Origin of the sequence: Streptomyces sp. NBC_00328, from assembly GCF_036139655.1 — a bacterium.
Lineage (GTDB): Bacteria > Actinomycetota > Actinomycetes > Streptomycetales > Streptomycetaceae > Streptomyces.
Genome location: NZ_CP108013.1, coordinates 1,572,764 through 1,594,562 on the forward strand (window position 1 = coordinate 1,572,764; position 21,799 = coordinate 1,594,562).

The 21,799-nt window shown below is 68.4% G+C and carries 17 protein-coding genes and 4 pseudogenes; 13 read left to right on the top strand and 8 right to left on the bottom strand.

Features of this window, described 5'->3' with window-relative positions:
• The first annotated feature begins 278 nt into the window (after nt 1-278).
• Nucleotides 279-1,295 carry a permease gene (locus OG485_RS06705; RefSeq protein ID WP_328665063.1) on the top strand — a complete coding sequence of 339 codons (1,017 nt, stop codon included), beginning with the start codon at nt 279-281 and terminating at the stop codon, nt 1,293-1,295.
• On the top strand, nt 1,292-2,131 hold the full coding sequence (locus OG485_RS06710) for a TIGR03943 family putative permease subunit (protein WP_328665064.1): 840 nt from the start codon (nt 1,292-1,294) through the stop codon (nt 2,129-2,131). Before OG485_RS06705 ends, OG485_RS06710 begins: the two co-directional genes overlap by 4 nt.
• A 42-nt stretch (nt 2,132-2,173) precedes the next feature.
• On the opposite strand, the gene OG485_RS06715 is transcribed toward OG485_RS06710, so the two are convergent.
• The gene (locus OG485_RS06715) at nt 2,174-2,944 is read right to left on the bottom strand and encodes a TetR/AcrR family transcriptional regulator (RefSeq protein ID WP_328665065.1); all 771 of its coding nucleotides are present in this window, start codon (nt 2,942-2,944) and stop codon (nt 2,174-2,176) included.
• A gap of 271 nt (nt 2,945-3,215) precedes the next feature.
• Between OG485_RS06715 and OG485_RS06720 the strand changes: the two genes are divergently transcribed.
• From OG485_RS06720 to OG485_RS06740, 6 genes and pseudogenes are all read left to right on the top strand, one after another.
• Entirely contained in the window at nt 3,216-4,928 is a 1,713-nt protein-coding gene (locus OG485_RS06720; protein WP_328665066.1) for an MFS transporter, read from the top strand.
• A gap of 396 nt (nt 4,929-5,324) precedes the next feature.
• Nucleotides 5,325-6,437 (top strand): aminotransferase class V-fold PLP-dependent enzyme, encoded by a 1,113-nt coding sequence (locus OG485_RS06725; protein WP_328665067.1) that lies wholly within the window; start codon nt 5,325-5,327, stop codon nt 6,435-6,437.
• A 101-nt stretch (nt 6,438-6,538) separates the two neighbouring features.
• Nucleotides 6,539-6,697, top strand: a pseudogene (locus OG485_RS43945) (helix-turn-helix domain-containing protein); the annotation flags it as partial.
• Nucleotides 6,698-6,927: 230 nt separating this feature from the next.
• On the top strand, nt 6,928-7,584 hold the full coding sequence (locus OG485_RS06730) for a hypothetical protein (protein ID WP_328665068.1): 657 nt from the start codon (nt 6,928-6,930) through the stop codon (nt 7,582-7,584).
• Nucleotides 7,585-7,737: 153 nt separating this feature from the next.
• Entirely contained in the window at nt 7,738-7,893 is a 156-nt protein-coding gene (locus OG485_RS06735; RefSeq protein ID WP_328665069.1) for a hypothetical protein, read from the top strand.
• Nucleotides 7,894-8,125: 232 nt separating this feature from the next.
• Nucleotides 8,126-8,749, top strand: coding sequence for a hypothetical protein (locus OG485_RS06740; RefSeq protein ID WP_328665070.1), 624 nt, complete (start codon nt 8,126-8,128; stop codon nt 8,747-8,749).
• Between the two features lie 88 nt (nt 8,750-8,837).
• Here the strand turns inward: OG485_RS06740 and OG485_RS06745 are convergent, their stop codons facing one another.
• The 3 genes and pseudogenes from OG485_RS06745 to OG485_RS06755 all read right to left on the bottom strand — a co-directional run bounded on the left by OG485_RS06745 (nt 8,838) and on the right by OG485_RS06755 (nt 11,775).
• A complete protein-coding gene (locus OG485_RS06745; protein WP_328665071.1) occupies nt 8,838-9,587 on the bottom strand; it encodes a transposase family protein in 750 nt (249 codons plus the stop codon).
• Nucleotides 9,588-9,752: 165 nt separating this feature from the next.
• Nucleotides 9,753-10,828: pseudogene (locus OG485_RS06750) on the bottom strand (hypothetical protein).
• Nucleotides 10,829-11,026: 198 nt separating this feature from the next.
• Nucleotides 11,027-11,775: pseudogene (locus OG485_RS06755) on the bottom strand (transposase).
• Between the two features lie 659 nt (nt 11,776-12,434).
• Between OG485_RS06755 and OG485_RS06760 the strand changes: the two are divergent.
• Nucleotides 12,435-13,242 (top strand): IS5 family transposase gene (locus tag OG485_RS06760; protein ID WP_443048665.1). Its coding sequence is split into 2 segments (ribosomal slippage): nt 12,435-12,767 and nt 12,769-13,242, totalling 807 coding nucleotides; the frame shifts between segments, so codons are not numbered across the junction.
• A 94-nt stretch (nt 13,243-13,336) separates the two neighbouring features.
• On the opposite strand, the gene OG485_RS06765 is transcribed toward OG485_RS06760, so the two are convergent.
• Nucleotides 13,337-14,398: a hypothetical protein gene (locus OG485_RS06765; RefSeq protein WP_443048666.1), complete on the bottom strand. Its 1,062-nt coding sequence runs from the start codon at nt 14,396-14,398 to the stop codon at nt 13,337-13,339.
• A gap of 524 nt (nt 14,399-14,922) precedes the next feature.
• On the opposite strand from OG485_RS06765, the gene OG485_RS06770 reads away from it, so the two are divergent.
• On the top strand, nt 14,923-16,434 hold the full coding sequence (locus tag OG485_RS06770) for a DUF4246 domain-containing protein (protein ID WP_328665073.1): 1,512 nt from the start codon (nt 14,923-14,925) through the stop codon (nt 16,432-16,434).
• Nucleotides 16,435-16,528: 94 nt separating this feature from the next.
• Here OG485_RS06770 and OG485_RS06775 read toward each other — a convergent pair whose 3' ends face one another.
• Both OG485_RS06775 and OG485_RS06780 read right to left on the bottom strand, forming a co-directional pair.
• Entirely contained in the window at nt 16,529-17,344 is an 816-nt protein-coding gene (locus OG485_RS06775) for an endo alpha-1,4 polygalactosaminidase (RefSeq protein ID WP_328665074.1), read from the bottom strand.
• 596 nt (nt 17,345-17,940) lie between these two features.
• Nucleotides 17,941-18,300, bottom strand: a complete 360-nt coding sequence (locus OG485_RS06780) for a winged helix-turn-helix transcriptional regulator (protein ID WP_328665075.1) — start codon at nt 18,298-18,300, stop codon at nt 17,941-17,943.
• Between the two features lie 80 nt (nt 18,301-18,380).
• On the opposite strand from OG485_RS06780, the gene OG485_RS06785 reads away from it, so the two are divergent.
• Together OG485_RS06785 and OG485_RS06790 are read left to right on the top strand one after the other, a co-directional pair.
• Complete coding sequence (locus OG485_RS06785) at nt 18,381-19,085, top strand: SDR family oxidoreductase (RefSeq protein ID WP_328665076.1); 705 nt, start codon at nt 18,381-18,383, stop codon at nt 19,083-19,085.
• Nucleotides 19,086-19,129: 44 nt separating this feature from the next.
• Nucleotides 19,130-19,466, top strand: a pseudogene (locus tag OG485_RS06790) (transposase); the annotation flags it as partial.
• Between the two features lie 201 nt (nt 19,467-19,667).
• On the opposite strand, the gene OG485_RS06795 reads toward OG485_RS06790, so the two are convergent.
• Nucleotides 19,668-20,501, bottom strand: coding sequence for a hypothetical protein (locus OG485_RS06795; RefSeq protein ID WP_328665077.1), 834 nt, complete (start codon nt 20,499-20,501; stop codon nt 19,668-19,670).
• Between the two features lie 584 nt (nt 20,502-21,085).
• On the opposite strand from OG485_RS06795, the gene OG485_RS06800 reads away from it, so the two are divergent.
• On the top strand, nt 21,086-21,757 hold the full coding sequence (locus OG485_RS06800; protein WP_328665078.1) for a hypothetical protein: 672 nt from the start codon (nt 21,086-21,088) through the stop codon (nt 21,755-21,757).
• Nucleotides 21,758-21,799: the final 42 nt, after the last annotated feature.

Sequence of the window (21,799 nt, forward strand, 5' to 3'; positions counted from 1 at the left end):
CGGGTGAGGGGAAGGGGAGTTGCCTTGCAAGAAGAACCGGCAAGTTCCTGAAAGGGTTTGCGGCCCGGAAGCTACAGGTCCATGACAGCCACGTAAAGAGATGTGACACGACCTCCACGCGCGGTGCGCACCGGCGCCCCCGGTCCGGTGAAGGTCAAGAAACCCCCGGGCGCGGGCAATCCCCTCGTCACGCGGTGAGAAGCTGTGGCCGGACCGGCGTATTCAGAGCGGGAGGGCATCCTCGGCCGCGCCCTTCCCCGACCGGAGGTACCTCGCGCATGACCGTCACCAAGGAAGCCCCGCCGCCGGTCCGGCGGCGGGACGCGGACGACCAGGGCCGGCAGGGCTGGCACCTCGACTCCCCGCTCGCCCTGACCATGCTCCTGCTGCTGGTCGTCGCGTCGCAGGGGCCGATCCGCGGAGCGCTGTCCGCACCGGTGATGCAGAGCTGGATGACCGTGTTCGTCGCGGTGGTGGTCCAGGCGCTGCCCTTCCTCGTCCTCGGCGTCCTGCTGTCCGCGGTCATCGCGGTGTTCGTCCCGCCGTCGTTCTTCGCCCGCGCGCTGCCGAAGCGGCCGGCGCTCGCGGTGCCGGTCGCGGGGATGGCCGGGGCGGTCCTGCCCGGCTGCGAGTGCGCGTCCGTACCGGTCGCGGGGGCGCTGGTGCGCCGCGGGGTCACTCCGGCCGCGGCCCTGGCGTTCCTGCTGTCCGCTCCGGCGATCAACCCGATCGTGCTGACCGCGACGGCCGTCGCCTTCCCCCGCGACCCCGAGATGGTTCTCGCCCGCTTCGTGGCCAGTCTCCTCGTGGCCTGTTCGATGGGCTGGCTGTGGCAGCGTCTGGGCCGCACCGACTGGCTGCGTCCGCCGGCCCGCCCCGCGCACGACGGCCTCGGCAAGGGGGCCGCGTTCTGGGGCTCGGTGCGGCACGACGTCGTGCACGCGGGCGGGTTCCTCGTGCTGGGCGCGATGGCCGCCGCCACGCTCAAGTCCGTCGTACCGGCGAGCTGGCTGCACGCCGCGGCCGGGAATCCGGTGGTGTCTGTCCTGGCCCTGGCGATCCTGGCCGTGCTCCTGTCGATCTGCTCCGAGGCCGATGCGTTCGTGGCCGCCTCGCTGACCCAGTTCTCGCTCACCGCCCGGCTGGCGTTCCTCGTCGTCGGCCCGATGATCGACCTGAAGCTCTTCGCCATGCAGGTCGGCACGTTCGGCCGCGGGTTCGCGGCACGGTTCGCACCCACCACCTTCGCCCTGGCGATCCTCATGTCCGTACTGATCGGGGCGGTACTCCTGTGAACAGGCAGGCCCAGGCGGCCGTGCTCTTCCTCCTCGGCGCGGCGGTGCTGCACGCGAGCGTCACGGATCTCTATCTGCGGTACGTCAAGGCCGGGTTGCGGCCCCTGCTGCTCGCGGCCGGTGTGGTGCTCATCGTCACGGCCCTCGCCACGGTCTGGTACGAGGTACGCGAACACCGGAAGGCCTCCGCCGACCGGTCCGGCGACGGACACGACGCCGAGGACGGGCACGGGCACGAAGACGCCGAGCACGGCCACGGGCAGGAGCAGGACACCGGGCACGGACACGGACACGCGCAGGACGCCGAGGACGGGCACGGGCACGCGCATCGGGAACCGCGGATCTCGTGGCTCCTCGTCCTCCCGCTGCTCGCGCTCATCCTGGTCGCCCCGCCCGCCCTCGGCTCCTACAGCGCGATGCGCACCGGTACGGCACTCCAGGCCCCCTTCGGCTACGCCAAGCTGCCCGCCGGTGACCCGGTCCCCCTCGGGCTGGTCGACTACGCGAGCAGGGCGGCGTACGGCCACGGCCGCTCCCTCGACGGCCGGCAGGTCAAGATCACCGGCTTCGTCGCGCTCGACAGCGCCGGCGCTCCCTATCTCGTCCGCATGGCCCTCAACTGCTGTGCCGCCGACGCCCAGCCGGTCAAGATCGGCCTGTCCGGACGGACACCGCCCGTCCTGCGGCCGGACACCTGGCTCGAAGTCACCGGCCGCTACACGCCCAAGCGCACGAAGGACCCGGTCAACGGCGGGCTCATCCCGTACCTCGACGTCAGCTCGGCGAGGCCGGTCCCGACGCCGCACGATCCGTACGACGAGAGCTGGAACAACTGAGCCGAGAGGGGCGGAGCGGATCCACGACGGTCCGCCCCGGGCTCAGGCCTTGCGGTCCGGGAGATAGCTCGCCAGGCCACGCAGGATGATCTCCAGACCGATGTCGAACCTCTCGTCGGAGGAGTCCGTCACCATCGTCCCGGACAGGGCTCGCAGATGGGGGAAGTCCTCTTCGGGCAGGGACGCGAAGTAGTTCTGCATCTCGTCGGCCATCTCACGCCAGTCGGGGCGGGCCATCGAGCCGCCGCCGGCGTGCTGGGCGGCCCGGTCCTGCCACATGCCCTCCTCCAGGACGAACCCGTCGATGTAGGTGGAGATGAGGTCACCGGCCTCCGCCGCGATGCGGTCGGGCAGTCCCGCGGTCCGGAAGATGGCGAGCAACGACTCGACGTACGGCAGCAGCTCGGCGGTGAAGGGGACGTGCGCCATGGAGATCCTGGCCATGTCACGGTGGGACAGCAGACGCCACCGCCAGGAGCGCGCGTAGTCCCGCACCTGTTCCTGCCACCGCTCGGGGTCGGGCTCGGGCAGCGTGAAGCTGGCGAAGAGCCGGGTGTACATCAGCTCCAGGAGGTCGTCCTTGGAACGGACGTAGGCGTAGAGGGCGGAGACCGCGACCTCCAGTTCGGCCGCCACCTGACGCATCGACAGCTTGTCGAGACCGGACCGGTCCAGCACGACGAAGGCGGCCTCGACGATGCGTTCGCGCGACAGCGGCTCACGCGCCGGGGTGACGCGGGCGCGGACGGGACGCTCGCGCTCCCAGGGGGACGGCGGGGGTGATTCGGGGGTGCCGGCGGCCGCGTCACTCATGACGTCAGTCTAGGCGCCGGAGAGCAGCGTTCTCCCCTGGAGAGCGGCGTTCACCACCACGCAACGCGATATATCTTGTCCTCGTCGCAGAGTTGCGCTATATCTTAATGAACGCCGTTCTCCTGATGAGCACTGTTCTGTTAAGGTGAACGGCGTTCACCGGCGCTCGTCTGCTGCTTCTCCCTCGTGACGTCAAGCCGGGCAGCCACATCCATCCGCCCCACCGCGCCCCGGCCGTACCCCGGCGCGGCCTCTTCGCGAGGAGTTCCCGATGTCCACCACCGGTGTCGCGTCCGCCGAGACGCCCATCGACTCACCAGCGCCCTACCGGTGGCGCTGGGCTGCGCTGTTCGTGATCCTCGCGGCCGAGGTGATGGATCTCCTCGACGCCGTCGTCACGAACATCGCCGGTCCCTCCATGCGGGCCGACCTCGGCGGCGGCGCCTCCACACTCCAGTGGCTCGCCGCCGCGTACACCCTCTCGATGGCCGTCGGGCTCGTCACCGGAGGACGGCTCGGTGACATTCACGGGCGCCGCACGATGTTCCTGGTCGGAGCCGCCGGCTTCACCGTGGGTTCGCTGCTGTGCGCGGTGTCCGTGTCCCCCGGGATGCTGATCGGCGCGCGGGTCGTCCAGGGACTGTTCGGCGCCGTGATGCTGCCGCAGGGCCTCGGCATGATCAAGGAGATGTTCCCGCCGAAGGAGTCGCAGAAGGCCTTCGGCATGTTCGGCCCGGTCATGGGCCTGTCCGCGGTGTGCGGACCGATCCTGGCGGGCTGGCTGGTCGACGCCGACTACTTCGGTACCGGCTGGCGCATGATCTTCCTCATCAACCTGCCACTGGGCGCCGCGGCGATCCTCGGTGCCGTGCGCTACCTGCCGAGGGGCAGGTCCGACAGCAAGCCGCGCCTCGACATCCCCGGCATGATCCTGGTCTCCCTGGCCGCGCTGCTCATCATCTTCCCGCTGGTCCAGGGGCGTGAGTACGACTGGCCCGTGTGGACGTTCCTGATGATGGGCGCCTCCGTCGTCGTCTTCGTCGCCTTCGCGGTGTACGAGTCGCGGCGCAGCAGGGCCGGCCTGGACCCGCTGGTCGTCCCGAGCCTGTTCCGCAAGCGCGGCTTCAGCGGCGGCATGATCCTCGGGCTGGTCTTCTTCTCGACCATGCAGGGCTTCATGCTCGTCTTCAACCTGTACACCCAGATCGGCCTCGGCTACTCGCCGCTCAAGGCGGGCCTGGTGATGGTGCCCTGGTCGGGCGGCATGATCGTCGGCTTCGGCATCGCCCAGGGGGTGGTCCGGTTCGGCCGGACCGTGCTCCAGGCGGGCGCGCTGGTCATGGCCCTCGGTGTCTTCGGCGTGTGGCTGACCCTCGACCAGGCGGGGTCCGGCGTCGGACCCTGGCAGCTCCTGCCCTCGCTGCTCGTCACGGGCATCGGGATGGGCCTGCTCATGGCTCCGTTCTTCGACATCGTGCTCGCCAGCGTGGAACAGCACGAGACGGGGTCGGCGTCCGGCACGATGACCGCGGTCCAGCAGCTCGGCGGCGCCTTCGGCGTGGCCATCCTCGGCACGGTGTTCTTCGGTCTGCTGGGCGGCGGGATCGCCACCGCCGTCGACCAGCGCTCGGACGGCCTGCGAGGACAGCTGACCGCCGCGCATGTCGCGCCCGCGGCCCAGGAACGCATCGTGTCCGGCCTGCGCACCTGCACCTCGGACCGTGCCACGGCCAAGGACCCGGCCGCGACCCCGGCGTCCTGCGCGCGCCTGGAGAAGGACACCCGCTCCGCCGTCACCTCGCCCGAGGACGGCGCCCGGATACCCGCCGCGCTGCAGGCCACCGCGTCGTCGGCCTTCCGGAGCGGTTTCGGCTCCGTCATGCAGACGCTGCTCTGGATCGTCGACGGCATGCTGGCCCTGACGTTCCTGCTCGCGTTCCTCCTGCCGCGCCGCGCGCGCCCCGAGGAATCCGCTGGACACTGAGCCCCGGCGACGCCGACGGCTTCGGCTTCGGCTTCGGCTTCGGCTTCCGAACGGGATCGGTGAACGGAATCGGTGAACGGGACGGCCGGGCACTCCCCAGGGGTGCCCGGCCGTCCCGTTCCCTGTGCGGCCGACCCCCGGGCCGACCCCCGGGCCGACACCCGGGGCCAACCCCCGAGCCGGTGCGCGCGGAGCGCGACGCGTACCGTGCAAGCGGGTGAAAACGCGCCCGGGACGGCGGGAAGAGGTGATCCGGGCACGTCACCCCCGCGGCACCGCTCACCCGGCGGACCCGCCGTCACACCCGGCCGACGCGCCCGTCCCGAACGTCCCGAACCGCCCCGCACCGTCCCGAACCATCTCGAACTACCCGCACCGTCCCGGAGGAACGAGCCCGTGCTCACGTCGTACGCAGCCCACTTCGACACACCCGCCGGGTATCTCGACTTCGCACGGTTCGGCCCGCCGTCACGGGACGCCGTGGCCGCCACCGCGCGAGCCATGCAGGAGGCCGCCCGCGCCGATCACACCACCGTGGACGGCCTGATGCGCGCGGAAGCGGTCGCACGGGACACGGCCGCGCGCCTCGCGGGCACCGACGGCCGGCACACCGTGCTGCTCCCCAACGCCTCCACCGGACTGTTCCACGCCGCCCTCGGCATCCCGGAGGGTGTGGTCCTCGCGCCGCGCTCCGACTTCCCCGCCAACCACTATCCGTGGCGCCGTACGGCCGGCCTGGGCCGGGCCACACCCCGCTGGCTCGACCCGGCGACCGGCGGCGGGGTCACCCCCGAACTGGTCCGTGCCGCCCTGACCGACGACGTCGTCGCCCTGTCCGTCAGCGCCGTCGACTTCCGTACCGGATTCCGCGCCGACCTCGCGGCACTGCGCGAGACGATCGGACCGGACCGGCTGCTGATCGTGGACGCCATCCAGGCGTTCGGCGTGGCCGCGATGGACTGGGACGCGGCCGACGTGGTGGTGGCGGGCGGTCAGAAATGGCTGCGCGCGGGCTGGGCGACCGGTTTCGCGGCACTGTCCGACCGCGCGCTGGAGTCCCTGGAACCGGTCCTCACCGGCTGGACGGGCGTCGAGGACGTCGGTCTCTTCGACGGCGCGGAACACCCGCCGTCGGTGGACGCGCGGCGATGGTCGATCACCAATCTCAGCCCGGTGACGGCCGCCGCGTTCGCGGCCGCGCTGGAACTCGTCGAGCGGCACAGCGTCGCGGCGATCGAGGCCGCCATCGCCACCCGGATCGCCGAGCTCACCGAGACAGTCGAGGAACACGGCGGCCGCGTCCTCTCCCCCGCCGACCCGGCACGGCGCGCGGGCATCCTCTCCTTCACCGTGCCGGACCACGATCCGTCCGTCGTCGCGAAGGCCTTGCACGCCGAGGGCGTCACCCCGACGGTACGCGCCGACTCGCTCCGGCTCTCCCCGCACGCCTCGACCCCGCCGGAGGCCTCCGAACGAGTGGCGGCAGCCCTGTCGTCGCTGGGGAACTGAATCCACGTCAGCCCACGGATACGGCGGGAAGGTTCCAACGACGGCACCGCCAGCACACCGGACGGGGCCGGCACGGCACGATTGAGGTACGCCGCGCGATGATGGTGCTGGCCTCGGCGTCGGGGAACACCGACGAGGCGATTCCCGCGCTGGTGGCCGCCGGCCCCGACACCGTCCGCGATGTCATCCACGCGTTCAACGACCGCGGGCTTTTGCGCCTTGATCCGAAGTGGGCGGGCGGCCGCCCGCGCCGGATCACCGCGGACAACGAGGCGTACATCGTCGCGGTGGCCCAGCAGCGGCCGATGGCGCTGGGTCGGCCGTCGCCGTCCAGCGCCGAGAACGCGCCGCATCCGCCTCCGCAGCGAGAAGGGCATCCGCTGGAGCCGCCCGCGCACCCGAGCAGCCTGATCACCCCAACTGGCGCACCCTCACGGACAACGCACGAGCTGGAAGGGGTTGCCCTCTTCCCTCGCGATACGGTCCTGCCATGTCTCGATCAGTCGAAACCGGATCAGTCTTGTCTCCCGTCACCGCGGACGACGTCGACCTTGCCGTGCGGCTCGCCGTGGGCGTCCTTCGGGACGCACCCCCGGAGGGGTGGGGCGGTAAGGCCGGTTCGCTGGAGTGGGACTGCTGGGAGACCGTGGAGCATCTCGCCGACGACCTGTTCTACTACGCCGTGCAGCTGGGGCCGCAGAGCCCGCCGCTGGACACCCATGTGCCTTTCGTGTTGAGCCGGAAGAGGCCGGACGGACCCGCGAACTTCCTCTTCGCGGACCGTGATGCGGGTCCGGCCGGCCTGGTGCAGGTGCTGGAGGCGAGCGGCGCGCTGCTGGTCGCCATGGTGCGTACGACGCCGCCCCGGGTCCGCGCCCACCACGCCGCCGGGGTGTCGGACCCCGAAGGCTTCGCGGCGATGGGGGTGGTAGAGACGCTGGTGCACATGCACGATGTGGCGGAAGGCTTCGGGCTTGCCTGGACCCCACCCTCCGCTCTCTGCTCGCGGGTGCTCAACCGTCTGTTTCCAGAGGCTCCGGGCGGCGCGGATCCCTGGCTCACCCTGTTGTGGGCCACCGGCCGCGCCGAGCTGCCGGGGCACCCTCGTCTCACCACGTGGCGCTGGGCCAGCACACCAAGGTCATAGGAGCGGATCGGTTTCAGCCGCGGCCAGGCTGATGATCGTGCCCTTACGCGGCGAGAGCAGGACTCCTCAGTGGCTGCAGCCAGTAGCCACCATGGAGTGAGCTGCAGCAGGGAAACCCGTACGCTGCGAAGGTGACCCGCTTGGTCGTGGCAGATGGACGCCCTCGACGCATGGGGCGAGGACTCCTCAGGGGTGGAGGGCCGGCGGAATCCGTTCCTGTTCTGCGACACCGACCTGTCCCCGGACGGTTCTTCGTGGCGTTCAGGCACGAGCGACACCGAAGGCTGGAGCGAAGATCCGCCGTTCTGACCCGACCGGCCCATGAACACCGGCGTCTGCCGGCCACTGAGCGACAACCTTCCTTACTGGTGCGACGGCCGCCCTGCAGTATTGGGCGCCGTCGCGCCTTCCGGGGATCCGATTGCCTGAGCTTGGGCGCCTGACCTGAGGCCCGGATCAAGTATGGCTTCATGTCTGGCACCGGTTGGCCTACCTTCTTGGCGCCGACGGCACTGTCAGATCATCGCAGTACCGTCGGGCCGTGACGTTTGACGGCGGAGCGGCCAGGCGGTTTCGGTCCAGGGATGCGGACGACGATCCTTGGCGGGGTGATGAGCGTCATCGTGTGATGGCCGAGGCGCTGAACCGCTACGGATTGTGGGATCACCTGTCGGCTGAGCTGCGTGAGTCCGCGATGACCGAGACCGCGACCGGCTGCCATCCGCTGCATTTCGACCTCTACTTCGAGCAGGTCGAGTTCTCCGCGGACGGAGAGGGACTGGCCGAGGGCGGGGTCGAGAGGTTCCTTCGAGAGCTGGCACCGGCACTGGTGCGATACGGCGTGGTGCTGGAGGTCGAGACAGTCCGGGATGTCGACGACTACACCGTCTCGATCAACGGGATCCGTTGCGTGGTCTTGAGGCCCGCGGACTGGGAGAGCGAAAGTCCGTGGGCTCTGGCAACCGTCCGTCCCCTGACTGTCGTCAACCGACTGCTCGCCGCTGCCGGGCGTAGCGCGCTGCGTGCTCACACCCTCTACACGGGTGGGAATGATGGACTCGTCCTCCTGATGGATCCACGAGCCGCCGAGGCGATGCGGGCCAGCGGCTTGTTCCCCGAGGACGAAGTGCCGGCGCCGGCCGACGGGACAGTGAGTGCCTCCTGAGGCTGTTTGCGGGGTGTCGTCGGGGCGAGTCGGGTTCCATACATGTTCCGCCTCTGGGGCGAGATGGTGGATCAGCCAGTGAGCTCTTTCAGCGTTGCCGCTCCAGGGTGAGGACCGCAGCCGCGATTGACGACATTCGATTTGGGCTGCAGCGCGCGTGGTGGAAGATCCGCCAGGACTTCAGGCGCGCCACGCCTCGCTCGACCGGTGCCCGTGTTGTCGACAGCGCGCGGTTGATGGTGCGCTGGGTCGGTGACAGGTCACGTTTGGGTGGGCGTCTGACCGGTGTCGTCACCCAGGGGCCGGCTCCCAGGTAGGCGCGGTCGGCGAGGACCGGGACGCCCTGGCGTTCGCAGATCCGGATGATCCGGTGGGTGCGGGCCGCGGTCAGGTCATGGGTCCGACCTGGCAGGGCGGGCGAGAACCACAGGACCCGGCCGGCCGGGTCGGTCACGACCTGGACGTTCACCCCGTGGCTGCGGTGCTTGGCGGAGTAGTCGGCCCGGCCGTCGCCCAGGCGGTCGCATGCGGCGAGGGTGCCGTCGAGCAGGACGAAGTCCGGGTCGGCTTCACGCAGGACCTTGAGCAGGCCGGGGGTTCGGGCTGCAAGCAGGTCGACGACGCTTCGGATGTAGGCGTGGGCGGTGCCCACCGAGATGCCGAAGCCGGCGGCGATCTGCGCGAGCGTGTCGTGCTTGCGCAGGTGCACCAGCGCGACCAGGGCCCGCTGGTGCGGCGGGAGCTTGCAGCGGCGGTCACCTTCACGGCTGACGATGAGCATGGTGACCCACTCAACCAGCGCGTGCGGCAGGTCGAGTGCGGCAGGATGGGGAACCAACGAGGCTCCTTGGCCGACGGGTTAGGACTTCGAACACCTCCCCCAACGGCACAGGAGCCTCGTGCGTTGCGGGTCCCGCCGCCGTGAGGCGAGCGGCCTGTCACACCCTGGCTCGGCGGCACTTCTGTCACCGGCTGCGGGAGGGTACGTAACAGGCCTGGCAGCTCACTGGATCAGGTCGGTGTGGGGATGCTCGGAGGAGGTCGGGCAGACGTAGATCTGCATGTTGTCGGTGCTGCCCACTTCTACCTGGGTCGGCTGCGAGGGGTCCTGGCCACAGCAATGACCGCTGGCGTGGGCGGCGGCCTGATCTTCGCAGGGTGCCCAGCTGAGTCCCTCGTCGCCGTCCCATTCGAAGGAGGCGATAGTCAGCAGCGGCACCATTTGCGCGTCGCAGACAGTGCAAAATAGGGGCTTGGGGTCGGTGCGGCCCCACGGAGGCCAGCCGCCTACCTCCAGCCGGGCGCGTCTGCCAGGACGGGGTCATAGAAGTCCCGTGGATAGTCCGCATAGGAGCTGTCCACATCGGCGCCGGCTGCCTGCCATCTGCTCCAGTCCTCCACCATCAGCTGCATCTGCGGGCTCAGATCGAGGCTGTTGGGGTATTCGGTGATCGCTTCCGGTGCCAGCACGCACGGCTCGGGCAGATAGCCGTCATCGTTCACCTCGTACGGCTCGGGCGGTGCGGCGAGGATATCGACGACCTCGGCGGCGGACCGCCAGAACAGCGCGGTCAACGGCTTGCAATACGGTTCGTGGTCGTAGGGGCACCACAGAACCTGGAGTAGATCGGCCTTGCCGGGCGGCCGCAACAGGGGTATGTCGCGCAGATACAGCTGGGCCACGGGCAGCATGGGGACCGAGCAGTCCGCAGGCAACGGAGCGCCGGTGCCGAGCCGCTCCGCGAGCACCGCGGCGTTCCGCTCCTTGACCGCCTGCTCCTCGGGCGTCATCCCGGGACCACTGTGATCACCGTGCCACCGGGCCGCCCTGCGCCTCATGAGCCGGACGTCGGCCGGTGACTGGCGGAACCCACTGTCATAGTGCAGGTGCGAGGCTTCACAGTGCGGCCACTGCTCGTCCACCGGCCACAACAACGGCCCCCCGACCGAGCTCTCCTCGACCGAAGGCGACCCGGGACGGGGATGCAGCCGGATCGCAGGACGCGCCAACGGCGCCAGCTCGGGAAAGACCGCGGTCACATCCAGCGGCCGCGGCGGAGTCGTACGTACGAAGACCATGCCGGTGATCCTGCCACCATCCACTGACAACCCCTGGCCGCCTCAACCAGCTTCGGTGGCATCGGTGTTCAGCTGGTCAAGTCCAACGCATGCAGCCTCGGCCACAGCGACAGCAAGCCTGTCTATGTGACAACTAGCGTGCTCCGGCTCAGCCATCACTCGATCAGTGGCCACTCTGAAAAAGCTCACTGAGCATTTTCAGCGTTGCCTCTCCAGGGTGAGTACGGCCTTGGCGATTGACGTCATGCGGTTGGGGCTGATCCGGGATCTTCGGAAGATTCGCCAGGACTTCAGCAGTGCCATGCCCCGTTCGACGGGTGCCCGGAATGTGGCCAGTGCCCGGTTGACCGTCTGCTGTGTCGGGGAAAGCTGCCCGCCGGGCGGCCGTCTGCGCCCGGTGGTGACCCAGGGGCTGGCGCCCTGGTAGGCGCGGTCGGCCAGGGCGGGGACACCTTGGCGTTCGCAGATCCGGATGATCCGGTGAGCGCGGGCCGCGGTCAGGTCGTGGTACCGGCCTGGCAAGGCCGGAGAGATCCACAGAATCTGCCCGGTCGGGTCGGTCACGACCTGTACGTTCACGCCGTGGCGACGGTGCTTGTGCGAGTAGTCGGCCCGGCCGTCACCCACCGGTCGCACTCGGAGAGGGTCCCGTCGAGCAGTACATACTCCGGTTTATGCTCGCGCAGGACCTTGAGCAGACCGGGCGCCCGGGCGGCCAGGAGGTCGATCACCGCGGCGGTGTAGGCGTGGGCGGTGCCGACCGAGATCCCGAAGCCGACGGCTATCTGGGCCAGGGTGTCGTGCTTGCGCAAGTACACCAGAGCGACGAGCGCGCGTTGGTGCGGTGGGAGCTTGCAGCGGCGGTCACCCTCGCGGGTGGCGATGAGCATGGTGACCCACTCGACCAAGGCGTGAGGCAGGTCGAGTGCGGCAGGATAGGAGACCAACGATGCACCCGTGCTGATGAGTTGAGACTTCGAACATCTCCCTCAACGGCGCGGGTGCCTCGTGCGTTGCGCTCTCGCCGCCGTCACTCCATCGGTAGCCACCCTGAAAACGCCCACTGATGCCAAGGCAACTCCAACCCAGAGCCACGCCGCCAAGTCTGCTCCTATGATCCGAGTGTGAAGTGGAAATGGGTGGGGGCCGTGGCCAACGCGGTGGGGCTAGCGGCTGTCGGATGGGGCCTGGCTGGCTTGGTCGACTTAGGTTGCGACTGGCACCGGTCAAACGGCAGGACAGCCTGCGGAGTACCTGACGGTGGCGGTTGGTACTTCACAGCCTTCTTTGTACCGCCGTGGCTGCTGGTGGTGCCGTTCAAACTGGATCTTTACGCTGCCGATTGGCGTCCAACGCTGGGCTTCCCAGTTGGTGCGCTGGTCGGCTGCGTAGCCATCTTCTTCGTAGGCACATCAGCGGGGTTCTGGATTCTGGCCCTTGCTCTGCTCGCCGCCGGCACGGCGGCACCCTGGGCGACACGGCGTCACAGCATCGCCTCGCAGCGGCGGGCCCGTCGGCGCCGGTCATCCTAAGAGCTCGTAACAAGATCTTGCCGATGTGTCCTGCTCGGGCGTGACCGATGTGATGATTCGGCCGTTCGCGTCGTGTGACGACGCGGCCTTGGATTGTGAATGACGGCTTGTGGGCACGGATTGAACCGCTGCTCCCGCCCTGGCCTGAGCGGTCACCGGGGCCGAAGCCGGTGGACGACCGGCTGTGCTTGCAGGGCATCTTGTACGTCCTGCATCAGGACATCGCCTGGCAACTCCTGCCCCTGGAGCTGGGGTTCGGCTCCGGACAGACCTGCTGGCGGCGTCTGGGTCGATGGCAGCAGGCCGGAGTCTTCGAGAAACTGCACCGCCTCTTGCTCGCCGAGCTGAACGCGGTCGGCGAACTCGATTGGTCCCGTGCGTGCGTGGACGGCTCTCACGTCCGCGCAAAAAGGGGGAGCTGCGACTGGTCCGTCGCCGGTCGACCGGCGGAAGACGGGCAGCAAGCACCACTTGATCTGCGACGGCAAGGGCACCCCGCTGCATGTCGTCACCACTGCGGCGAACGTCAACGACATCACCCAGGCCGTCGACCTGGTCGACGGCATCCCGCCCGTCGCCGGACGGCCCGGCCGCCCACGACGGCGCCCCGAGTCTGTCCTGGGCGACAAGGCGTACGACTCCAAGGCTGTACGTCGACAGCTGCGGCGCCGCAGGATCCTGCCGGTGATCTCCCGCAAGGGTGCCCCGAACATCAAGGGTCTGGGCCAGCTGCGCTACGTCGTCGAGCAGACGTTTGCCCTGCTCCACCAGTTCAAACGCCTGGCCATCCGATGGGAACGACGCCTCGAACTCCACGACGCCTTCGTCTCGTTGGGCTGCAGCCTTATCTGCTGGCGGCGCCTCAAGAAGGCCGAATCATGATCACGTTAGGAGCTCACATGGTGGGGCAGGTCAAGATGTCACCCGATCGCGCTGCAGATCCAGACCACGTGCGATGGGTTTGCTGTTGGGGCGTCTACTGCATCAGCTCGGTGTGGGGGTGCTCGGGTGAGGCTGGGCAGACGTAGAGCTGTTGTTTGTAGCCGCGGCCGATCTGGATGGCGGCGGGCTGAGCGGGGCGAGGCTCACCGCCCCTGGCGGGAATCATTGGCTCTTGCAGTTCGTACGGGATCCAGCTTCGGTCGCTGCTGCCCCATTCGTGCGAGGGGATGGTCAACAGGGGGTTCATCTCGGTGTCGCATGTAGGGCAGGACTGAGGGATCGGGTCGGTCAGGCCCCAGGAGACCCAGCCGCCAACTTTCCAGCCCGGCGCCACGGAGAGGTTGATCCCGTAGAACTCCGCCGGGTACGACGCGTAGCGGCTGTCCACCGCGTCACCGGCGGACTCCCACCTGCCCCGGTCATCGAGCAGGCTCAGTATGTCCGGGCTCAGATCCGAAGGGTGAGGGTACTCGGTGATCTGCTCCGGGAGGAGCAGACACGGCTCGGGCAGATAGCCCTGGTACTGCACCGCGGGCGGCTCCGGGGGCGCGGCGAGGACGCTGGTGACCTCGGCTGCGGACCGCCAAAACAGCACGGTCCTGGGCATGTAGCTCTTCGGAGGATGGTCGAAAGGACACCACAGCACTTGGAGCAGATCCGTGCCGGCGGGCGTGCGCAGGTCTGGGATGTCCCGTGTGTAGAGCTGCGCCAGCGGCAACAGCGCTATCGACCCGTCATACGGTCGGAGGCTCGGCTTCGGTCTCGGATAGGTACTCGGGGGCTCGATGCGGGCAAGGGTCTCCCGTTCCTGCGGGGTGAAGTCCCGGCCCTGCGCGGCGGCGCGGATCCGGCGTAGCAGTCTCAAGTCCGCCAGCGGCATGAGCGGGTCCGTTCCGTACCACTCGTGTGGTCCTTCGCAGTGCGGCCAGGGCTCATCGGCGGGCCACAGCAGCGGACCGCCGACCGAGCTGTGACGCGGGGACGGGGATGCGGGAACGGGGTGCAACCGGGTCGCCGTTCGTGCCAGCGGGGCCAGTTGGGGAAAGAGCGCGGTCACGTCGAGTGGCCGCGGCGGCGTAGTACGCGTGATCTTCATGGCGGGTGATACTGCCAGCAGCCACTGACACTGGTGCAGATCAGACCACCCACCACAGTCCGATCGTTCAGGCGGCCCCGAGTCGTCACACGACGTGAGCGGCCAGATCATCACATCGGTCACGCCCGACCAGGGCCCATCGGCAAGATCCTGTTACGAGCTCTAAAAGGTGTTGCACAAGGCTGAGTATGGGCAGGTCGGAGCAAGTGGCGAACACTTCACTCATGCCGCCTCCGTCACCCGATCGGTGGCCACGTTGAAAACGCTCAGTGAAAGGCGTTGAGGACAGGTTCATGGACGTTTCAGAGTCCATGGATGAACTCGTCGGCCCTGTTTGGTCATTGAACGAATTTCATCCTCGGCGACAGGGGTGCGACTTCCTGGCAGGTGGCGGCAGTCCGGGCATCGCGCGCCACGTCGAGGCCCTGCGTCCCTGACCAGCGGCGACAGGGGGCACGGCCGCGGTGTCAGTCTGCTGAAGTATCCTTCCCGCCACCGCACACCGACTGGGAGGACCGAGAGAATTGACTGGCCTGGCTGCTTTCCCACTGCCCTTTCATGCTGCCCGTTCCATATCGTTCGCGACACCGCGAACGCTGCGGGAACTTGAGATGATGCAGTGCAGCGCACACATTCGGGCGAAGCCGGCGTGGTTCGACAAAATGAACGACGCCGACATCGTGGCCCGGTGGACGCAAGAGGCGGTCGCCCAGGGCCTCACCGAAGCGCAAGTCTCGTATGTGCTTGCCGAACTCGCGCATTACGCCGCGCTGCGGGACGGACGAACCGGCGTCGAGGTGTCCGACGTCGACGGGGTGTGGCAGTCGGACACCCTGGTCGACGACAAGCTCAGAGCCCGACTGCGCGAAGCGGTTCAGGTTCTGGAACAGGTCCCCGAGGCAGAACGGGACTGGCATCCCGGATCCGACGGCCAGGTACTGGATCTGGTTCATCCCTCGCTGTTCTGCCTGGTGAGAGGGGTGAGCGGCGGGCCCGAGCGGGCATGGCAGAACCCGACGAGCCGCTACTCGAAGTACGAATTCTCGGAGAAATTCCAGTGGCTCCCCACGGACGTCGACGTCAGTGACGACGGCGATGTCACCTTCCGTTCGTACGTCAACAACGTCCACCCCGAGACTCATCGCGAACTGGCCTCCGTCCTGCCGGACTTGTTCGCAGGCATGCGCCCGCTGCTGGAGAACGTGCTCACCGATCTGCGCCATCCGCGGCCCTTGCGGATCAAGGCCGATCCTTACAGGTGGTACGAGTCGCGGGAGCCGGAGTATCCGGACAAGTCCTCCTACAGTGACGGCGAGGCCTACGAAGAAGCCTTCCGTGTATGGGAAGAGGCGCATGACCTCTGGTGGGAGACCCGCCGCCCGACCATCCCGGACGCCCCGGCCTTCACCCCGCCCGAGTTGCCTGATGAATCCGCCCGAGTCGACCTGCGCGGTCGCCGTCTCCAGGTCATCGTCAAGCTCGCCACCATTCATCTCACCCCGGACAAGCCCGAGTACGCCGGCGGATCCTGGCATGTCGAGGGGATGTTGAACGAGCGGATCGTCTCGACCGGCATCTACTACTGGGACAGCGAGAACATCACCGAAAGCCGGCTGAGCTTCCGGGCGGCGCTCGACGACCCGAACTACGAGCAGAATGACGACAACGGGCTGCGTGAGGTCTATGGCCTGGAGAACGAAGACGCACTGAACCAGATGCTGGGATCGGCGTCGACCCCAGAGGGCCGCTGTCTGGCGTTCCCGAACATCCTGCAGCACCGCGTCGGTTCATTCCGCCTCATGGACCACACCCGCCCGGGACATCGCAAGATTCTCGCCTTCTTCCTGGTCGACCCGTCGGAAGAGATCACCTCGACGTCCGACGTGCCACCGCAACAACCATGGTCCGACGCCTCGACCATGACGCTTGAACAGGCCAAGAGCCACCGCGAACAGCTCATGCAGGAACGCAAGTTCTTCGTCGACGAACACAACGAGCAGCTCTACGAACGAGAGTTCTCCCTCTGCGAGCACTGAATCTCCCGGCGGCCCGGTCACTGTGCCGGCCTGCGACGGCGCCCAGCCGCCGCAGGCCGGCAGCCGACTCGACTCGGCCTGCGGTCGAGCAGGTCTAGCAGGTCTTCCGGACGTAACCGCTGCTGCCCGCCGGTTTGACGTCCACGTCTCGCTGGACGATGCTCAGCGTGCTGCCCCATCCGTTGCAGGCCTTCGACCTGCCGGAGTTGGTGTACTCGATCACTATCACGTTGTTTCCGAAGGCGCTGGTGTAGTCGCCGCACTCGTCGTACTGGCCGCACTCCTCGGCCACGGCGAAGTCCAGGCCGTTGGCGGTGTGGTTGCCTGCCAGCTCGGGAGTGTTCTTCTGGCCGATGGCCAGGTTGTCCGCGTGGGCGCGGGCGGAGAGCAGCTTGACGAACGCCTGCGCGTTGCCGGCCGTCAGGCGATTCCCGGAACGGGTGTAGCTGTCGTAGTTGTCGGGCTCGATCGCCTGGAATCCCTTGGTCCTGCAGCTGTCGATCAGGCTTCCGATCTTGCCGGCGATCCGCTGCCGCTTGCCGTCGGTGCTGATGTCGAGGAAGGCCTCGCCCCAGTCCTCGTCGTAGACGACCTTGCCGGACGCGTCGCGCAGCAGCAGGTCGGAGTCCCACTCGTTCTCGGCACCCGGCTGCGCCTGGAAGGCGTTGACGTAGCAGATGTTGTACAGGCCTGCCGCCGGGGAGGCGGCGTTGTCCCGGGTGACGACCTTCACCCCGGCCGGCGGGGTGTAGGCACCGCCGATCTGATAGTCGAAGCCGACGTGTGTGGGCGGCAGGGGCACGGATGCGGCCTGCGCGGTGGCCGCCGGGACGACCAGAGCGCCGACCAGCGCTGCCGCGCCGATGACGGTGCCCGTGAGCTTGCGGGAAGGGGGGCTGAAACGGCTCATGTGGATGAGCTCCCAGGGGGAAGAGGGCACGTCCCCGCCTCGGACGCGTGAGGACGTCCTGGCGACTTGGGCCGGGCTCGTGGCGCGAGGCCTGCATACCGGCTGGGCGTGTCTCTGAACCGGAGCACGACTCCGGTGTTGTCCGCGAGTAAAGCGACCGCCTGTAAAGATGTCAACGCCGGGACTCCACGCTGACCGGTTCCCGCGTTTCGCGGCGCGGCGGCAGTACTCGGCGCGTGAGGCATCGGCGTGGCGCCGGAGCGGGCTCTCACACGAGAGCAGCCACCGACCCTCGTGCAACGGGCTGCCGGGCCAGTCGATGAGGTACTGCGCAATGCGGTGGGCCCACCGTTGCGGGCTGCCCGCCAGGGCGCTGCCCGCATCGTCACGCACATGGCTCGCTTGAACGTTTTCACCCGGTCTACGTGCCCTTCTACGCCTCCGGAGCTCCAGGGCAGGGCTGAGCTGGTCCTGGGTGACGGAGACCTTGGCCCGGCCGAGTCGGTCGGCGATCCGGTGGGCGACGTGATCCGCCTCGTCGAGGGCGGTGGCGGTGGTCTTGCCGCTCCGGTTCGTGCCGGCAGTCGACTCATGGGTCACAGAATCGGCCGGCGGGCTCGGGCCGCCTCGATGTCCGGGACATGCTCTTCGGCCCAGAGTCGTACGGCGCGGAGCGGGATGAGCAGAGAGCGGCCCAGGGGTGTCAGGGCGTACTCGACTCGGGGTGGGTTCTCGTCGTACTCGTGGCGGCTGATCAGACCGTCGGCTTCCAGGGCGCGCAGGGTTTCGGTCAGGACCTTCGGGGTGATGCCCTGGATGTGCCCCTTCAGTTCGGTGAAGCGGCGAGGTCCGTCGTCGAGGGCGTTGACGACGAACACCGTCCAGCGGGCGCCGATACGGTGCAGCACCGTGCGGCTCGGGCAGGTCGCCGCCATCACGTTGTACGCCTTGCCCATCGCTGCTCCCAGTTTCGTTGAAGATACCGGTATCAAAACCATACCGTGGTGCTCGATCCTACGAGAGGGAGTCGAGACACATGGAAAGAATCCTGGTCATCGGTGGTGCACGGGCGCTCGGCGCGGCCGTCGCGAGGCGTGCGGCGAAGGACGGGTACGAGGTCGTTGTCGGTGGCCGCGACCTGGCTGCGGCCGACGGGCTGGCGCGCGAGATCGGCGCCACAGCGGTGCGGGTCGATCTTCAGGACGAGTCGACACTCGCGGCCGCGGCGGAACGGCTGAAGGACGGAATCGACCACATCGTGACGACCGGTTCGGCACCGCACGATGTTCGCGCGACCGAGCTGGATCGCGACAAGCTGCTGGCCGCGTTCACGGCGAAGGTGGTCGGCCCGATGCTGGTCGCCAAGCACTTCGCGTCGGTCCTGCGGCCGACCGGGTCGATGGTGCTGTTCTCCGGTGTTGTCGGCTGGCGCCCTGGGCCGGGATCACTCGTCAAGGGCGTCACGAACGGTGCGGTCGAGTACGCCGCCCGCCACCTGGCGGCGGATCTGGCGCCGGTACGGGTCAATGCCGTCTCGCCCGGGGTCGTGGACTCGGGCGCGTGGGATCGCCTTGGTGACAACAAGACCGGCTTGTTGAGCAAGAGCGCGGCCGGGACCTTCGTCGGACGCCACGGCGAGACCGACGACGTCGTCGACACGGTGATGTGGCTCCTGCGTGCGGGTTTCGTCTCCGGCGAGACGATCCACATCGAGGGCGGCGCCCGCCACAAATCCGCCTGATGCCTGGAGCGTATCTCTTTGGTGGCTCGGTCAGTTGATCGGATGTGTCTGTCCGGTCAGTGATCACTGATGCGATGCGGGACCGGATCGAGCCGTTGACGGCGGCCGGTCCGGTCCGTGGACGACGGTGGGCCGATCACCGGCGAACCCTCGAGGCGATCGTGTGGTCCGCACCTGCTCACCTGGCGTGACCTGCCCGAGGAGCTCGGCTCTTTCAGGACCGCCCACAAGCGCCTGGCCAGGTGGGCCGTGGACGGCACGTGGGAGCGGATCTTTGCGGCCGTCCTTTCCGCGGCGGACGGGGATGACGACGCGGGCTGGACGGTGTCGGTGGACTCCACCGTCTGCCGGGCTCACCAACACGCGGCCGGAGCCAGGGAATAGGGGGCACCGGTTCGGCTTCCTCGCAGCCCGGAAGATCCGCCGCGGCGCACACAAGAGCGTGCGTTCCCTGCAAGCCGACATCCGCGCCTGGGTCAAGGAATGGAACGCGAACCCGACCCCATTCACCTGGACCAAGACAGCCGAAGAGATCCTCGACTCACTCGCCCGCTTCTGCCAACGGATCTCCGGCGCAGGACACTAGCCGAGCTTTTGCAGCACCTCGGCGATGGTGGTCCGGTACGTCCGCAGCGCCTGCAGTCCGGCGGCGTAGCGGTCGCGGTGGTGTGTGATGTCCACGGCCTGCTTCTGGGCCCGTACGGTGTGCCAGAGCTCGGCCGTATGGTGGCGGCGCTTGCAGGTGACGTCCGCGACGGCGGTGGACCGCTCCCGCTGCGTATGCCGGGTGTTGCCGTTCCCGTCCCGCTTCCAGGTTGTGTCCGTGTACGCCGCGACGGGGTCGGGATAGCGCGTGAATCCTTGTTCTGCCACGCAGCGGGACCATATCTCCCAAGCCGAGCGGAGGCGCGGGTCGCGCTTGACCGCCTTGTCGACCTCGATCGACCGTCTGGTTGCGTAGAGCCAGTCCCGCTTGAGGTCGATGCCGCGCATCAGCCGCCGGTTCGCCTTGGCGTTGCAGGCAGGGAGCTCCGCGTACTCGGCGTTGGTCATCCGGCGGCCCTTCGGCTGGCGGGCCAGGGGCCTTGCCGGGTCCCAGCCGTAGCCCCAGCGGCGGGCGGTGGCGAGATCCAGGGCGCCGTAGTCGGTGCTGACCGCGACGGCGACGATGGGATCGCTGGGGTAGCGCGGGTCGAGCGGGAAGTCCGGGTGACCACGTTCCGCCATGCACCGCCGGACCAGCAACGCCGATGCCCGATGCCATCGCTGGTAGTCCTGCGGCGTGTAGTCGTAGCGGTCGGCAGGCAGGGGGCCGAGGTCCGACGCCGTACGGATGACCTCCGGCCGTCCTGGACCGGAGACACAGACCGCCGCCAGCACCGCCACGGCACCCAGCCGCCAACCCCGCTTCGTCATGCGAAGAGATGCTAGCGATCGGTGCGCGGCGATCGGCCGTGGCCCCCGGGGACGGCCGCCAGGCCTTGCGGCGCGGGCACCGGTGGTGTCGTCGGTGACGAGCCGCTCCAATCAGCGGTCGAAGTCCAGCTGACGCCGCAGGCGTCAGAATTGTGCGAGGAGCGTACTCGGTTCACGCCAATGTGGCTGACGGCCCCTCCACTTCATTCGCGACGCCGAGCGGCGACCGTGATGCCGAAGAACACGGCGCCGCTCCACGAGCGCGACAGGCATAGGGGACAACGCCGAATCGGGTCAACGTGGTTGAGTGCGACAAAACCCAGCTGATCAGCGTCCGGAGCGGCCCCGCCGCGATCAGCCGGCGCGCATGCCTCTACACTCCGCAGACCTGTTCACCCGTCGTCATGGATCATGCCGGTGGACGTGCCTCCGTACCGCGACCACGGCCTCCGCCACGGTCGCGGGCGCGGGCGCGGGCGACTACGTCGACACCAAATAGGCAACGAACCGACAGCGGCTGGTCGCCCACCCTGCGGCCCGGAGCACGGATCTCCCATCAGGCCCGACATTCCGAGGATTCACCTTTGATTCGCTACCGGTCGGCGACCGTGTTTCTGACACTCTCGGGGCTGCTGTTCTCGGCATGCACCGACGGCTCGGCTGCGCGACCGAAAACCGGTCGGCAAACGGTCCGCGACCGGCTGGCCGCAGCCGACGACGCCCCCTACTCGGCCGCCCTCGACTCCGTCACCCAGACCGGGACCAGACGTCTGCAACACATGGCCGGACGGATCAACCTCAATGCGCCTCTGACGGGGCGCACGACGGATGAGACCGAGCAGTACACCGAGGACGTCGTGATCACCCGGCAGAAGGTGTACCGCCGTGCTTCCGGCTCCCACGGGGTGTGGCAGGAGTTTCCCGCGTCGGCTGCCAAGGGCGCCATTCCCGTGGACCGGCTTCCACAGTACGTGCGCCTCGTCCTCGAGCGTGGCGGCTTGGTGCACCGCGGGAGCGAGCCTGTCAGGGTCTCCGCTCGCCTCACTCCGAAGGACATCGAGTCGATCGACAGAATCAGTGGACGTAATCTGCGATCCGCCACCGCGATCGACACCGACGTATGGGTCGACAAGGAAGGCCGGATCGTACGCATACGCCAATCCATCCACTTCGCGTCCGACTCCGACATTCAGAACACACTCACGCTGACCGATTTCAAGAGCGCCGTTCCGGTGACCGCACCCGTCGCGAAGTAAGGAACACTCGGAGGCCTGTCATGGCTGCCTCGCATGAACCGC